This window comes from Streptococcus sp. 2022WUSS135, from assembly GCF_044427045.1.
GTDB classification, from domain to species: Bacteria; Bacillota; Bacilli; order Lactobacillales; family Streptococcaceae; genus Streptococcus; species Streptococcus hashimotonensis.
In genome coordinates this window covers 51,857-67,787 of record NZ_JAOTGL010000004.1, presented here as the reverse complement: position 1 = coordinate 67,787, position 15,931 = coordinate 51,857, and the positions used below count along the sequence as shown (strand labels likewise).

Below are 15,931 nucleotides of genomic sequence, written 5' to 3'. Positions count from 1 at the left end.
ATACTCCAGTGGAGTGTTTGAAGTTGGAAATAAGGAAACGAAGTTTCCTCGCTCGTCGAAGTAATAAAACAAACTGAGTGACTATATGAAACGTTCGGCAACTGTATCGCCAAGAAACAATCCCTTTTTGGTCATACGAAGCCAACGGTCTTCTTCTTGCAAGAGACCTTCATTTTTCAAGTCCCTGACCACCTGACCGTAGCGGTCTTCAAAGGAAATGCCAAACTTTTCCTCGAATCGCTCAATGGACACGCCAGTTTTTTTCCGTAAACCCAAAAACATCTCTTCTTCCATCTGCTCGGTCTGGCTGAGGAATTCTTCGTGTAAGCGAGAATGACCTTTTTCTCGGATGGACTTGAGGTAGTGCTGGATGGGGCCGCGGTTGCGGTAGCGCATGCCGTCGATGTAGCCAGATGCTCCAGCTCCTAGACCATAGTACTCCGAGTTGTCCCAGTACATGAGGTTATGGCGACTCTCAAAACCAGGTTTGGTGAAGTTGGAGATTTCGTAGTGCTCGAAGCCGTTTCTCTCCAGCTCTTGTAGGATGTAGTCGAACATATCGGACTCCACATCTTCGTTGGGCAGATGCAGGTTGCCACGGTGTTGGCGGTTCATGAAGACCGTGTGGTTCTCCAAAATCAAGCTATAGAGGCTCATGTGGGGAATGTCCAGCTCCAAGGCCTTGGCGACATTGTCCACCACCTGCTCCATGGTCTGACCAGGCAGGGCATAAATCAGGTCAATGGAAATATTGTGAAAACCCGCTTCCTTGAGGGCTGCAATGGTTTCATAAATCTGGGCCTGGTTGTGGCTACGACCGATTTTTTTCAGCATACGGTCATCAAAGGTCTGAACACCCAACGACACCCGATTGCACTTGGACTTTTTCAGAACCGCAATCTTGTCTGCCGTCAAGTCACCTGGATTGGCCTCAATGGTGAATTCTTCCAGCTGTGACAAGTCCAGCAAGTCCTCCAGATTGGTCAGGAGATAATCTAGCTGGTCTGCCGAGAGAGCCGATGGTGTTCCGCCTCCGATATAAAGCGTGCGGAGGGCTGGCAGGTCGTAAAACTTGACCTCTTCCATGAGGGCTGCCAAATACTCGTCAACAGGCTGGTTCTTAATAAAGACCTTGGAAAAATCACAGTAGTAACAAATCTGGGTACAAAATGGAATGTGGATATAGGCAGATGTCGGACGTTTTTTCATAAGAACTATTATAGCACACTGTCTATAAAAATATTTTTTACAGCCATCACTTCCCCCTCAAAACAATGATATAATATAGTAAACTTACAAAATCTACAAAAGGAATTAAGTCATGAACAAAGAACGATTCTATGATGTCATCAACGCTATCTTATCATTCTTATTCTGCCGCTGGCTCTTTATGACCTTTCTTTTTTACCAGTTCACGACCATTTTTATGACGGTTGATTTTTTACCTAGTCTTACAGCAATACTATTGATGACTGGGGTTTGCTTTACTCTATTTCGACTTGTCTATAAGCCTCGCATTTCGCGACTGACTCTTTTGTTTTTCTATGGATGCTATGGTTTTCTACTAATCTACCTCCTCTTTTTTAAAAGCATGGGCGTCAGAGGTGTCAACTGGGATCTCCTTAGTACCTTCTCTCAAGACCTATTTCTCAATCCTGCTATTTTGGTCTTTAACCTCTTACTCTTTTTGCCCCTTGGATTGCTTTTTTCATTTTCTTGGAAAAAACTTTCTCTCTTTGTAGGGGCCATATTGCTAGTTGAAGCCTGTCAATTCTTCTTTTCACTAGGCTTCTTTGACCTTGGCGACATCTTACTTAACACCTCTGGCTTTGCCCTTGGAAACTTCTTGGGACAATCCGCAATCGCCCACTCTTTCAAAAATAGAATACAGAAAAAATGACCCCGAAAGGTCATTTTTATATGCTACGCTTCCAAATGCCAGGTGTCTTCGTTGTACTGTTGAATAGTACGGTCTGACGAGAAGAAACCTGCTTTAGCGATGTTGACGATGACTTTTTCCAACCAGCTGTCGCGATCTTCGTAGTCTGCTAACATCTGCTCTTTAGTCGAGATATAATCTTCCAAATCAAGCAAGGTCATGAAGTGGTCATTGTGCTTAAGGTTATCCTGCAAACGCCAGAGACGCTCATCGATCCCACCAGCATGACGAATGGTATCCGATGTAATGAAGTCAATCAATGGACGAATGGCTTCACGTTCGTAGAAGGAATATGGATGGTAGGTCCCATTTGCATAGTGGTCAATAACAGTCTGGCTATCTTGACCGAAAATGTAGATATTTTCATCGCCGACCAATTCATGAATTTCTACATTGGCCCCATCATCTGTACCGATGGTCAAGGCTCCGTTGAGCATGAATTTCATGTTACCTGTACCAGAAGCTTCTTTGGATGCAAGGGAAATTTGCTCTGAAATATCTGCCGCTGGAATAATATAACTCGCCTCAGTTACGTTATAGTTTTCAATCATAACGAGTTGCAAGTGTGGTGCCACTTCAGGATCATTTTTAATCACCTGTGACAATACCAAAATCAAATGAATGATGTCCTGTGCGGTTGTGTAGGCAGGTGCAGCCTTTCCTCCAAAGAATACCGTCAATGGGCGGGTAGGAATGTTGCCTGCTTTAATATCCAGATACTTATGGATAACATAGAGAACATTCATCTGCTGACGCTTGTACTCGTGCATGCGCTTGATTTGTACATCAAAGATGGATTCTGGATTAACATGAACACCTTGTGTCTTGGCAATATGACGCTGCAATTTGCGTTTATTATGCTGCTTTGTCTTTTCCAACCAAGATTTCAATTCCTTATCATTTTTGTAATCCAATAGCTTTTCGAGTTCACTTGCATCGTGATGGTAGCCATGTCCAAGTAGGCCGTCCAGGTAGCTTGCTAGACTTGGATTAGCATGCATGAGCCAGCGACGGAAGGTAATCCCATTTGTCTTATTATTGAATTTTTCAGGATATAGCTCATAGAAAGCTTTCAACTCTGAAGTTTTCAAGATCTCTGTATGAAGTGCAGCCACCCCATTGATGGAATAACCATAATGAATATCCATGTGTGCCATGTGAACACGGCCATGTTCATCGATGATATTGACAGCAGGATCATCCTTCACTTCTTTGGCACGACGATCCAATTCTACGATGAACGGTACCAAGTGCGGAACCACATAGTTCAGAAAATCAAGCGGCCATTTTTCCAGCGCCTCTGACAAGATGGTATGGTTGGTATAAGCAGTCATTTTCTTAACAATTTCAACTGCCTCATCAAACGAAATACCACGAAGCTCCAAAAGGCGAATCAATTCTGGAATAACAAGTGATGGGTGAGTATCGTTGATTTGAACAACAGCATAATCAGGCAGGTCATGTAAGTTTGACCCCTTAGCAACCGCTTCGTCAATCAATAGTTGCGCAGCGTTAGAGACCATGAAATACTGCTGGAAGATGCGGAGAACTTTTCCTTCATCGGTCGAATCATCTGGATAGAGGAAGAGAGTCAAGTTTCGGAAAATATCTTCCTTATCAAATTCTATCCCATCATAAATGATATTGTCATCAACTGAACCAAGGTCAAACAAGCGAAGACGATTCTTGCGTTCCATCTTATAACCAGGTACATCGATGTCATACAACTTAGATGTCAAGGTAAAATTAGCAAATGGCACCTGATAAGAAATCGGTGACTCTGTTAACCATGAACGTGGTGTAATCCACTCGTTTGGCACAGCAGACTGCTGATGGTATTCAAATAATTGTCTAAACAGTCCAAAGTGATAATTCAAACCAACCCCATCACCATTAAGACCTAGACTAGCAATTGAATCAAGGAAGCAGGCAGCCAAGCGCCCCAAACCTCCATTACCAAGAGACGGTTCAAGTTCCATATCTTCAATAGCAATCAAATCCTTACCAGCCGCCACCAACTGGCTTTTAACCTCATCATAAAGACCAAGGTTGATTAAATTATTAGACAAGAGCTTACCAATTAAGAACTCTGCTGAAATATAGTAGACCTTTTTCTTTTGGTCATTTGTATACTTAGCTTCACTCTGCTGTTTTGTAAAAGCAAGCAAGGCGTAATAGAGTTCTTGGTCTGTACAATCTTCAATGCGTTTAGCATACATAGACTGAACAAAATTTTGTAAATTAATCATAAGGCTTCTCCTGGATATATTAATGTAATCATTCAGAAAGGTTTCGCTCTACCTTTGTAAACGTTTTCTTAATTATACCCTATTTATAAAAAAAAGACAAGCCAACTTCCGTACAAATAGAAATTGGTTCGTCTTTTAAACGAGGCTGGGCAAAAAGTCCAGCCACGCTTCTCAGAGTTCGTGTAAACATCTCAGCGCAGTGGTTGATTGGCAGATTTGTTCGTGTTTCACACTCCAAATCTGACCTAATCAACTGTGCGGGGGTGGGAAGACGAACTCTTTTTTAGACCAGTCGAGTTCTTTCCCACTCCCAGAATTATTCTTAATTATTCTGCAATCAGAGTTTCCAAACCAACTTTCATCATATCCGTGAAAGTATTTTGACGCTCTTCTGCTGTGGTGTCTTCCTCTGGATTAACCAAGCTATCTGAAATCGTCATAATGGCAAGCGTTTGAACGCCAAACTTAGCACCTAGGTAATAAAGTGCAGCTGCTTCCATTTCTACAGCCTTGACACCTAGTTGACCTAATTCTAAGTTACGACTAAACAATTTTGGAGAATAGAAACTATCTGATGATAAAACATTGCCAACATGCGTTGTCATGTTGAGTTCTTTGGCGATATGATAAGCCTTATCTAACAGATCAAAATCAGCGATTTGTGGCAAATCGTACTCTGGCCAGTCAATATTGATCATACGAGAGTTGGTCGCAGCTGCCTGTGCCAAGACCAATTCACGGACATGAACATCCTCGTTCAAAGAACCTGCTGTTCCCACACGAATTAGTTTTTTCACACCATATTCATTAATCAATTCATGGGCATAGATAGAGATGGATGGTATTCCCATACCTGTTCCTATGACAGAGACACGATGACCCTTGTAGGTACCTGTGTAGCCGAACATATTGCGAACTTCGTTGAAGCAAACTGCATCTTCAAGGAAGTTTTCAGCGATAAATTTAGCACGAAGCGGATCACCAGGAAGCAAAATCTTATCAGCAATTTCGCCTGGTTTTGCGGAAATATGGATAGACATGTAATGTACCTCTTTGTTCTATTTTCGAATGCTTACAACTCAGCCAAGATAGCTTTCACCAAGCCCTTGAAGTTGCCCTTGATTTGCTCGGTTACTTCTACAACTTCTTCGTGATTGAGTTCAGATTGGAAACCAGCCGCAAAGTTTGTGATAGCAGAAATACCCAAGACTTTCATACCTGAGTGAGCTGCCACGATAACTTCTGGTACTGTTGACATACCGACTGCGTGAGCACCCATAGTCTTGAAGGCCAAGATTTCAGCAGGTGTTTCATAGGTAGGACCTGTCACACCGAGATAGACACCATCGTCCAACTTGATACCCAATTTTTCCGCAATGGCATGGGCTTTTTCACGGTATTCTTTAGTGTAAGCATTTGACATATCTGGGAAACGTGGACCAAATTCTTCCAAGTTTTCGCCAATCAATGGATTTTGACCAGTCATGTTGATGTGGTCTGTAATGGCCATAAGGGTACCTGGACCGTAGCCAATACCACCTGCGGCATTGGTTACAATCACGCCTTCACAACCAAGGGCTTTCATAACACGGACTGGGAAGGTCACAACTTCCATCGGATTTCCTTCGTAGAAATGGAAACGACCTTGAAGAGCTAAGACCTTACGTCCTGCCAAATCACCGTAAACCAACTTACCAGCGTGACCTACAACTGTTGACTTACCCCAGTTTGGAATATCTGCATAGTCGATGACAATGGCGTTTTCAACTTCTTGGGCCAATTCACCCAAGCCAGAACCCAAAATCAAACCGAATTCAGGTTTTACCAAACCTTTTTCTTCCAAGAACGTTTTTGTTTCATTGATTTTTGCAAGTAAACTCATATTTTCTCCTTTTATAAATAAGCTGACCAGTCATATTCTGGCATTTTTTCTTTAATGATTTCAAGCGGACGACAGAGGAAGGCTGTCTGTTCTCGCTCGATAATGGGACGGTTGAGAAGAGCAGGCTCTTCCACTAAACGCTCAAAGATTTCTTCTTCTGACAAACCTGCTCGCTCTTCTTCTGTCAACCGAATAACTGCTGAAAGCTGACTGCCCATTTTTTCCAAGAGAGCTGTCAATTCCTCTGCTGTCAGTGGATTTTCTAGATAATTAACCCACTTGACTTCCATATCCTGACTGGACAGCAATATTCTTAATTTTTTACACTTGCTACAGTCAGGATTGTAATAGACCGTTAGCTTCTCCATTAAACCAATTGTGATAAGAAGCTTTCGCCAATCATGGCTGTGTCCACTCCGAAGTTTTCCGCAACGGTTGCTGAAATGTCCGCAAAATGACCTACTGGCAAGACACCGCTACCTTTGAAAGCCTTGCTGTATGCCAAGAGTGGCACATATTCACGTGTGTGGTCTGTTCCAGCATAGGATGGATCATTGCCGTGGTCTGCAGTAATCAAGAGCAGATCATCTTCACGCATATTGTCAATAATCTCTGGAATACGTGCATCAAACTCTTGCAAACAATCGCGGTAGCCTTCGATATTGCGACGGTGACCATACACAGCATCAAAGTCAACTAAGTTTGTAAAGGAGAAACCTTCCTCGAAGTCTGATAACTTCAGAGTATCAATCAACACATCGACACCGTGCATGTTGGACTTGGTGTGACCCATATCATTTGTAATACCTGAACCATTGAAAATATCACTGATTTTACCAACTGAGTAAGTTGGTACACCCGCATCTGCCAGTTTGTTGAGTACTGTTGCTTCGAACGGTGATACTGCATAGTCGTGACGGTTGGCAGTTCGTGAGAAATTGCCTGGCTCACCAACGTATGGACGGGCGATGATACGGCCTAGAAGAGCTGGGCGTTCAAGGGTAATGGAACGAGCGTATTCACAGATACGATACAACTCATCAAGTGGAATAATGTCTTCATGGGCTGCAATCTGAAGCACAGGGTCTGCGGAGGTATAGACGATCAACTCTCCTGTTTCCATTTGGCGAGGGCCAAAGTCATCAATGACAGCTGTACCTGAATACGGCTTGTTTGCTTCGCGGATGATTTTACGCCCTGAGAATTCTTCGATTTTTGTCAAAATCTCTTCAGGGAAACCATCCCAGAATGTATCAAATGGCTCAGTAATATTGAGACCCATAATTTCCCAGTGTCCAGTCATGGTATCCTTACCAAGCGATACTTCTTCCAACTTGGTCACGTAACCAGTTGGATGGCTTTCAGCAGGAACTGTCGCAAGTGCTGTATCTCGAGGGATATTTCCAAGACCAATCTTGGTCATATTAGGTACCTCAAGCCCAGCTTTTTCAGAAATGTGACCGAGAGTATCAGATTCTGTATCTGCTACACCCGCATTGAAAAATTTATCTGAGTCTGGTGCTGCGCCGATTCCGACAGAGTCCATAACTACCAAGTGAACACGTTTAAATTTAGGCATAATTGTCTCCTTTATTTGATATAGTTAGATTCAACCAAAATCAACATCCAACCAAGTTGCTAGACTGGAAATTATCGTTACCACATCTAAACATTTTAATGGGGTGCAATACTTATACAGTCACAGCTCTCGGTATCAAACTTCTTAACCATCAAAACTAGATACTGTTACTCGCTTCACTGCCTGCTGTTCAGCTATCGCTTTTTCAGTACCTATCGTCTGACTGCTACGAGGTAAGGGGATAGATTTTTGAAGAGTCTAAACGTTCGTGTTTTCATTATACCATAAAAAAGCCTCTCATTGTACCAAAATGAGAAGCGTTTTCAATTTATTTCTTTTCGATGATGTTCGGTCCTTCTGGTGTACCAACAATTACCTTGGAAATCAATCCAATAAAGAGACCGTGTTCTACAACACCAACGGTCCGATCCAATTCTTCCGCCAATGCATATGTGTCGTCTATTCTGCGCAAATCAAGGTCAATGATAAAGTTCTGCATATCCGTGATATGTTTTTCTCCATTACGCATACGAAAACTTGGACGATACCCTTTTTTCTCAAATAGTCGGAAAAGATTTTCCGCACCGTACTGTACAACTTCCACCGGCAACTTGAAGGCTCCTAGGGTTTGAACCACCTTAGACTCATCCACAATCCAGATACAGTCCTTACTGTTGACCGCGACCACTTTCTCCATGAGAAGCGCTGCACCACCGCCTTTAATCCCATTGAAGTCTCCATCAACCTCATCTGCTCCATCAACCGTCAAGTCCACATATTCGACTTCGTCGATATTTTTTAGGGGAATCCCAAGGGACGCAGCATGTTCTGCCGTAGCATGAGAGGTCGTTACGCCTGTGATCTGTAGCCCTTCTTCTGCAACCCGGCGACCAATCTCCTGCACGAAATAGTATGCAGTCGAACCAGTTCCCAGCCCAACAATCATCCCGTCCGTCACAAATTCCGCCGCCTTAATCCCAACCTGCTCTTTTAGGTTTGTCATTTTTGTCTCCTTTTAAAAAACTGATACAACTATTATAGCATGAAGCAAGCAAGACAAAACAAGAATTTTCGAAAATTGTGGGGAGATGAGTTAAAGGAGGGAAACTTCGAACACGTCCATACCAGATATGCTGTGTTAAGCAAAAACAGTTTCAACCTACGCATACGCAAAGAGTACGACCGGTCCGTCCGAGCAGCTAGTCTGTCGATACGTTACTTCAACCCACGCACTCGTGAAGAGTGCGACCGTGACAAAACTGTCCGAGGAAATGACGACTAAATTTCAACCCACGCACTCGTGAAGAGTGCGACGTTACTCCAACAAAACCACCACATCATCCAGAAATTTCAACCCACGCACTCGTGAAGAGTGCGACTGACAGTTACATTGTCGGAGCGTCAAGCCGATTATTTCAACCCACGCACTCGTGAAGAGTGCGACCGTATCGAAGATTTTCGAAACTGTGTACAATCAAATTTCAACCCACGCACTCGTGAAGAGTGCGACATTGCTCGATTAAAATAGACCTTAAAATTATCACATTTCAACCCACGCACTCGTGAAGAGTGCGACTTACCCTTCAAACGGATTTTAGCCGCTTCAAGCAAATTTCAACCCACGCACTCGTGAAGAGTGCGACGGGAGTTGATTCCAATTAGCGATCAGAATTTAGATTTCAACCCACGCACTCGTGAAGAGTGCGACATAGCCAGCTAGCTAAGTGCAACATCTATATGACATTTCAACCCACGCACTCGTGAAGAGTGCGACTACTGATAAGTCACGGATTCCCAACATGGACATTATTTCAACCCACGCACTCGTGAAGAGTGCGACAGGAACAACCACCTTCCTCAGATGATGCCATTCTATTTCAACCCACGCACTCGTGAAGAGTGCGACAAAAGTTGATGAGTATGTTCAAACAGCTTTCCCAATTTCAACCCACGCACTCGTGAAGAGTGCGACTTGACTTTAGTGGTATGGTGTCTTGCTATCGAGTATTTCAACCCACGCACTCGTGAAGAGTGCGACTTGAAGAAGGAGAATTGATATGAATCAACTTACTATTTCAACCCACGCACTCGTGAAGAGTGCGACGAAAATATTAAGGCAGCATTGGAGTATGCAGTAATTTCAACCCACGCACTCGTGAAGAGTGCGACATCGCAGACCTGTCTTCCCGACCGTGTACAGGAAATTTCAACCCACGCACTCGTGAAGAGTGCGACTTACCCTTCAAACGGATTTTAGCCGCTTCAAGCAAATTTCAACCCACGCACTCGTGAAGAGTGCGACGGGAGTTGATTCCAATTAGCGATCAGAATTTAGATTTCAACCCACGCACTCGTGAAGAGTGCGACATAGCCAGCTAGCTAAGTGCAACATCTATATGACATTTCAACCCACGCACTCGTGAAGAGTGCGACAGTGCCATTTGACACTGTTTTGTAAAAATAAAGTTTCTACAGATATAGAATATACCATAAATTCACTCTATTTTCACTGTTTTTCATATGTTTTTCACGCGAATCTCCTTACTTTTTATGAGTAAGTCCGATTCGCAGAGATAATCTATAACAGAAGGACTCCTTGATCAGGATCATAACTAGTATCTCGTCCAATCGTTTCCACACGATTTTGCCAGTTTTTTCCTAGCATATAAAAGCGGATACTATCCTGCTCCTTATCAATGATTTCCAATAATCTATTCTTCACTTCAACAAATTCTGCTGGGGTGACTGAGCATTCGAAAACAGAATGTTGCACACGTTGTCCAAAGTCAACGCACAGCTTGGCTACTTTTCTCAACCGCTTTCGTCCAGCTACTGTTTCTGTATTGACATCATAGGTCACTAATACCATCATAATATAGCTCCTATATCATAAACGGAGGATAACTGTCCAACTCCCCTCGAATAGCCTTTGCAAGCAATTGTGCCTGAACGTAGGGCAGCAACATCAATTTGACTTTTTCCTGCGTAAATGGATGCTCGACTTCAGTATGTTTTCGCTTTTGCCAGGCTTCAATGAAAACTGCTCTGCCTTTTTCAGTCAATAAAACACTTCCATTTTCTTTGATATCAAAATGCTTTTTCGTTAGCTGTCCTCTATTGATTAAGGAAAATACAAACCTATCAACAATGAAGGAACGAAATTCCTCAACTAAATCCAAAGCCAGACTCGCACGACCAGGACGGTCTGTGTGGAAAAATCCAACATAACTATCCAGACCAACCGCTTCAAGTGCTGATTGGCATTCATAGGTCAACAGACTGTAACCGAAGGAAAGTAAGGCATTCACACAGTCCAACGGAGGCCTTCTACTGCGACCATTGAATTGAAACGTCTCCCTATCAGTCAAAACCATTTCATTGAATAAGCGGAAATAGTGATTCGCTGCCTGACCCTCAATCCCAAGTAATGTCTCCTTATCCAAAGCGGTTTGAACCATTTCCACTGCCCAAGTCAGCTCTGTATTGACCTCTTCAAATAGGTTTCTATCCACCCTATCTTTATGATCTCTACGAAATCGCAATAGGTATTTTCTGGAATTAGAGATTTTAGACAGAATAAAACGTTTGGCAAATTCCAGAGATAAAGCATCATCAGCTAAGCGATACTGTTGCCGTCTTAACAGAATATTTCCATTCGTCGGACCGACAAACCGTCCACAAAATCGGCCTTGAGGTGTATGGAAGGAAAGGTTAATCTGATGTTCCGCACACAGTTCAATCAATGACGGAGAAGCTCCTAGATAAGAAAAACAAACAATACCGTCTATAATACGATAGGGAAAGCGGTGAACAGCAACGCCATTTTGCTTAATGACAATGTTGTCTCGCTCTCTAGTCAAATAAAAATCTTCCTGAGTTAGATAGAGTGTATTCAGTAGCTTCTTCATAACCTCTCCTCGCTTGCCATGGATTGTTGGATATAATGAGCAACACTACGCGATTTTTTACTCAATCTAGGCATACAAATATCTACCAGTGAACAAAGTTGGCAATTCTTAAAATACTCAGCCTTTGGCAAATCTCTTTTCTGATAAAGGTCATGCATTTGACTAGCTAATTCAACAACCATATGCCTCAATTCAGCACTAATGCTAATTTCTACTTTTTTATTGACACTATGATAGTACAGATAGCCCTTATCAATTTTGCAACCAAGTGCTTCCTCCAAACACATGGTCTGTGCGATCAATTGAACAATATCCCGTTCATCTTTTTTCGGTTTACCACGCTTGTATTCAACGATAGTTGGAATCCATTTGCCACGTTTTCCACTCAGTGAAATGCCTGCCTCATCTTTATGGAATTCCACAACATCCAAAATCCCGTAAAGACCTAACTCCTTAGACGATACCTGCATCGCCCTAGAAATCAAGAAATCCTTACGTTTTTCTTTGATATAGGGATTGTCAGCTTTTTGATGAAGAAACTGACCGTGAGTGGTTGCCTCATTTTCAGCCCATTCTTGATAAATATGGATCAAGGCCCATTGACGTTTGCAGAACTGAAAATGTTGAATACCAGACAACATCAAATAATCATCTTCTGCATAGGCCATCTTACAATCCTTCTAAAATCTCAACTTTCAATCCCTTAGCCTGAAACTCAGCTAGCTCTTTCTGATTCAGTCCAATCGCATACTCTTCATAGCTTGACTTGTCTTGTTTTTCCTTATCAAATTCTAACAAGTCGAAGATGCGTGCACTAGAAACATTGCCCAGTTTATTGGAATGAGTGAACCAGAAAACTTCACGAACACGCATGGAACCTTCTGGGCGAGCTGATGACGCATCATTTTCAAATAGGGTAATCAGGGTTTCTTTCAAGACCTCAGCATCTTCTGCCGTAAAGCCTGTCTTCTCTGCAAAATAAGCATTGATAGACCCCTTTATAACATACACACCATAGTCTACAAAATGCTTGGTTCCCATGGTGTCAGAAGAGCGACCACTCTCATTTTTAGCTTCCATACCGTTAGTACTACGAGTAATCTGCAAACTTGAAATCACGATAGGTTCTAGCGATTTGGCCATACTAATAGACACCGGTCCACGAACACCAATTGATTTTTTCAAGTAAGTGAAGACTTGACCAAATGAACGGACATCCAGCCATAATTCATTAGCAGTTTCTTCAATCTCACTGTCAGGAGTTTTTGCAGTAAAATGATTGGAGAAACGTTTTTCCAAAGATTTGAATTCATCTTCAATCCGATCATTTGCTTGGACAAAAATAGAATGTCCCATGTCTTGCATACGATTGCGAATTTTCCGCTTAATCGCAACATCACTAATAATCCCCTGGTTATTTGCATTTGTACGTGGCATATTTCCTGACAAAGGATCGCCATTAGCATTAGCCTCACGCACCTCAATGGTTACCATAAAATCAATTTTCTGTTCCAACATTCTTTATTCCTCACTTTCAGTTTTTTCTTGTTTTGTGTAGAAGTATTGCTTCTCAGCATAGTAACCAAATATAAAGCGATAGTCTAATGGATCATTGATACCACGGTCTTGCATCAAGGGACTCAGTAAAGCCATGATTTCTTCCCGTTCTTTGTCCAATTTCTTAAAGATGCCTGGACTGTTTAACTTGACTGCCTCTTCATAAGGTCTGATTTTATTGGTCAAATTCATCATCAACTTAGCTGGCTGACTGGTATAAGCAGTCCAGTAGCGTTCTGCATTGGTGATGCGATCATTTTTTGAACCATCTAACTGATACCGTTGAAGTTCTAACAATTCAAAAATCGCCAACAATCGTCCAAACAAATAGGAACGATTCTTATTCTCGTGGTCTAACATTGGTGTAAATTCCTCCTTATTATTTTTATGTAAAAGAGCCAAGGAAACAAATAATACCTTTTTCCATGTGTTACCATACCTCTGACGTTGCTTGATATTGTCTCTCAATTTACCAAGAATCGTTTCAGGAACATCTTTCCCGTCAATCATACTAGTAGCCAACTTTTGGAACTGATCACTTTTGAACTTGTCGTTATCCAGTTCCAAGAATCGACCTCTGTCTACCCCATAGGCTGCCAAAATAATATCTATATAACTCGGCGGACACTCAGCATACTCCCCGTTTTTCTTTTTAAACGGCCAAGAATACTTGTCCTGCCATTTGTTGAGATTATCTAGTAATTGTGAGACAGCTAGTTGTCTAAAGTATTTAAGGGCAACACGACCATCATTGGTCTTGTTAACGATAGCGATATAGTAGGTCGCCCCATCACCAAATTCTTTTTTACCGTGGATAAATGCAGAGCGGATTTTCTTATTTGCCTCTGTTACTTGAAATTTTGGACTATCATCTGAGGTAGTTTCTCCAAAATCAAACATTCCATTGTCTTCCACTTTTGGAGTGGTGATATCTAACTGAGTCTCATTGGTCAAATCATCACTAAACCAGTTGATTAAATGCTGACCTGACCCTAACCATGCGTGGGTATGTTCATTCTCCAACAAAAATTTTGCCATCAAATGAATCTTCTCTGAAGTCTGATTCCCAACTGTAAAGACATCCTCTCGTTCCTTGAAGCGTCCTTTATAGGTTTCAATGTTATTGCTGACTGAAATCAGTTTGGCATTTCCTATCAATCCGCGGTGCTTGGCAGCCAGCACTTCTTGCTTCCCACTAATATTACAGATGATATCTGCCTTCTGATTTGATTCCACATAAGAAATGTAAGCCTTATGCAAGTCCAAATAGTTGGTAACAGAAACGGTTTGATACCCGATGAATTGATCAACTTTAAATTCCAGAAAAGCAGTCGATAGGTCAATAGTCTTTTCACTATCATCACTGTTCAGAAAAGTTACTTTTAAGCCCTCTCTACCGGTTACTCTACCATAGAGGGACTGAACAATATTATCTATAAAATCATCCTGTAACAGAAAATGCTGGATATGACTCAAAAATCTTTTAACTTCTGGTTCCTGACACTGAGAAATCCATTCATCCAATTGACGATGATAGGTATCATACTGTCCTTGGTCTATCTCTGAAAGATAGTAAGTTAATTTATCAACCAACGGGTGCGGAGCTGGATTTTTCCCCGAACGAGCCACCGAGTCAGAAGTCACCGGAAAGATGATACTCTCGCCATCAGCCATAAAATCTGCCTTCATGAAGTTTCCTTCATTGTCTAGTAGAACAGCTATCGTGTCCTTCCCATTTGAACGACGACTGGTATGGTAAATCGGTAGGAGGGGGCTGGTTGATTTTTGAGCATTGTCTACCCAGCCTGTGTCCTCAGCTGCTTCATAAGCCCGTAAAAGTGCTGTAAAGAAATCCATTAGCGACCTCCTTCCTCATTTTCTTGATCTCGTGAGTATATCTCAAATTCTTCTTCTACTGACTTGATGTTCCCCGAGGTCTTGAAAACATAATTTGAAAGTGTGTTTACAATCTCGCAGTCTTCTTGCTCCTTAAACCGTATGACACTGTTTTCCATGACGGTCTTTGTAAAATAAGAACGAAGCGGTTGATTAGACTCGGTTGGATAGGCAAATGAATGAAACATAATTCCAAAGTCAATGGTCTTATCTGCATATTCTAATTTAGCTGTTTCATATTCTTCCTGGCTAATGGCTTCAACTAAACCAAGACATTCCCTGGTTCCAAGAAAGACATCTCGGCGTCCTCCTTTTTTGATAGACCTTTCCATAATCGCCTCATGTTTGTTGGGCAGGCGATCATGTAATAAATCTGGGCGATGTTCATTCCAGATAAAGTGAAATTTGACCAGGTATTCCACGTTGCTGAGATAAGAAACATAGCTCAAGTCAGCTCCATAATTAGCCAACAAGGCTCGGACTCCGTGAAGCTCCGTTTGAATTTGATTGACAACCTTCACTTCTGTCACAACATTTGTAATGGTTGGTTTATAGTAAACCGCATCCACCACACCTTTTAAGGCCTGTCGAGTAGGAACGGCATAGCTTGACCTCTCTCCACCACCCTTGGTCGCAGGATTCGTAAAGAGAGCAAGATCACCCTTCACCCGCAGGTAGAAATTCCGTGAACGATACAAAATCGAGTTCCTCCTTTTCTTTTTTTATCATAGTAAAGATAGACTACAACAGAAATGTACAACCTAACTAACAGGATAGCCAGCGGTGGTCACTATAGCCTTCAACTACAGTAACCACTGACTAACTCGTAAAAGTAATTTTTTAATGACAAAAACTACTTGTTCTTATTTCCCGATTGAAAGGCAACAACCAGATAAGCTGCGGCCGTTAAAATAGCTGGTA

General features: G+C 42.1%; 14 protein-coding genes and 1 CRISPR repeat array. Of the genes, 1 reads left to right on the top strand and 13 read right to left on the bottom strand.

What is annotated here, in order from left to right; all coding sequences use genetic code 11:
• Positions 1–81: 81 nt before the first annotated feature.
• Positions 82–1,209 (bottom strand): radical SAM family heme chaperone HemW, encoded by a 1,128-nt coding sequence (gene hemW, locus ODU45_RS02565; RefSeq protein WP_398580710.1) that lies wholly within the window; start codon positions 1,207–1,209, stop codon positions 82–84.
• Positions 1,210–1,321: 112 nt separating this feature from the next.
• Between hemW and ODU45_RS02560 the strand changes: the two genes are divergently transcribed.
• Entirely contained in the window at positions 1,322–1,900 is a 579-nt protein-coding gene (locus ODU45_RS02560; RefSeq protein ID WP_105249280.1) for a VanZ family protein, read from the top strand.
• 23 nt (positions 1,901–1,923) lie between these two features.
• On the opposite strand, the gene glgP is transcribed toward ODU45_RS02560, so the two are convergent.
• The 12 genes from glgP to cas5c all read right to left on the bottom strand — a co-directional run bounded on the left by glgP (position 1,924) and on the right by cas5c (position 15,708).
• On the bottom strand, positions 1,924–4,188 hold the full coding sequence (gene glgP / locus ODU45_RS02555; RefSeq protein WP_398580709.1) for a glycogen/starch/alpha-glucan family phosphorylase: 2,265 nt from the start codon (positions 4,186–4,188) through the stop codon (positions 1,924–1,926).
• A gap of 326 nt (positions 4,189–4,514) precedes the next feature.
• On the bottom strand, positions 4,515–5,228 hold the full coding sequence (gene deoD / locus ODU45_RS02550) for a purine-nucleoside phosphorylase (protein WP_398580708.1): 714 nt from the start codon (positions 5,226–5,228) through the stop codon (positions 4,515–4,517).
• Positions 5,229–5,260: 32 nt separating this feature from the next.
• A complete protein-coding gene (locus ODU45_RS02545) occupies positions 5,261–6,070 on the bottom strand; it encodes a purine-nucleoside phosphorylase (protein WP_014638303.1) in 810 nt (269 codons plus the stop codon).
• Positions 6,071–6,081: 11 nt separating this feature from the next.
• The gene (locus ODU45_RS02540) at positions 6,082–6,438 is read right to left on the bottom strand and encodes an arsenate reductase family protein (RefSeq protein ID WP_398580707.1); all 357 of its coding nucleotides are present in this window, start codon (positions 6,436–6,438) and stop codon (positions 6,082–6,084) included.
• Positions 6,438–7,649 carry a phosphopentomutase gene (locus ODU45_RS02535; RefSeq protein ID WP_012027384.1) on the bottom strand — a complete coding sequence of 404 codons (1,212 nt, stop codon included), beginning with the start codon at positions 7,647–7,649 and terminating at the stop codon, positions 6,438–6,440. The genes ODU45_RS02540 and ODU45_RS02535 overlap by 1 nt, the downstream gene beginning before the upstream one ends.
• Positions 7,650–7,977: 328 nt before the next feature.
• The gene (gene rpiA / locus ODU45_RS02530; protein WP_044667869.1) at positions 7,978–8,652 is read right to left on the bottom strand and encodes a ribose-5-phosphate isomerase RpiA; all 675 of its coding nucleotides are present in this window, start codon (positions 8,650–8,652) and stop codon (positions 7,978–7,980) included.
• Between the two features lie 148 nt (positions 8,653–8,800).
• A CRISPR array of direct repeats spans positions 8,801–10,082; the repeat unit is 32 nt; unit sequence ATTTCAACCCACGCACTCGTGAAGAGTGCGAC.
• Between the two features lie 145 nt (positions 10,083–10,227).
• On the bottom strand, positions 10,228–10,521 hold the full coding sequence (cas2, locus tag ODU45_RS02525) for a CRISPR-associated endonuclease Cas2 (protein WP_024402822.1): 294 nt from the start codon (positions 10,519–10,521) through the stop codon (positions 10,228–10,230).
• Between the two features lie 10 nt (positions 10,522–10,531).
• Positions 10,532–11,557, bottom strand: coding sequence for a type I-C CRISPR-associated endonuclease Cas1c (gene cas1c, locus ODU45_RS02520; protein WP_136647213.1), 1,026 nt, complete (start codon positions 11,555–11,557; stop codon positions 10,532–10,534).
• Positions 11,554–12,225, bottom strand: a complete 672-nt coding sequence (cas4, locus tag ODU45_RS02515) for a CRISPR-associated protein Cas4 (protein ID WP_136671697.1) — start codon at positions 12,223–12,225, stop codon at positions 11,554–11,556. The genes cas1c and cas4 overlap by 4 nt, the downstream gene beginning before the upstream one ends.
• 1 nt (position 12,226) lies before the next feature.
• Positions 12,227–13,075 carry a type I-C CRISPR-associated protein Cas7/Csd2 gene (cas7c, locus tag ODU45_RS02510; RefSeq protein WP_136647215.1) on the bottom strand — a complete coding sequence of 283 codons (849 nt, stop codon included), beginning with the start codon at positions 13,073–13,075 and terminating at the stop codon, positions 12,227–12,229.
• Between the two features lie 3 nt (positions 13,076–13,078).
• Complete coding sequence (cas8c, locus tag ODU45_RS02505) at positions 13,079–14,971, bottom strand: type I-C CRISPR-associated protein Cas8c/Csd1 (protein WP_136647216.1); 1,893 nt, start codon at positions 14,969–14,971, stop codon at positions 13,079–13,081.
• Entirely contained in the window at positions 14,971–15,708 is a 738-nt protein-coding gene (cas5c, locus tag ODU45_RS02500; RefSeq protein ID WP_136647217.1) for a type I-C CRISPR-associated protein Cas5c, read from the bottom strand. The genes cas8c and cas5c overlap by 1 nt, the downstream gene beginning before the upstream one ends.
• Between the last annotated feature and the right edge of the window lie 223 nt (positions 15,709–15,931).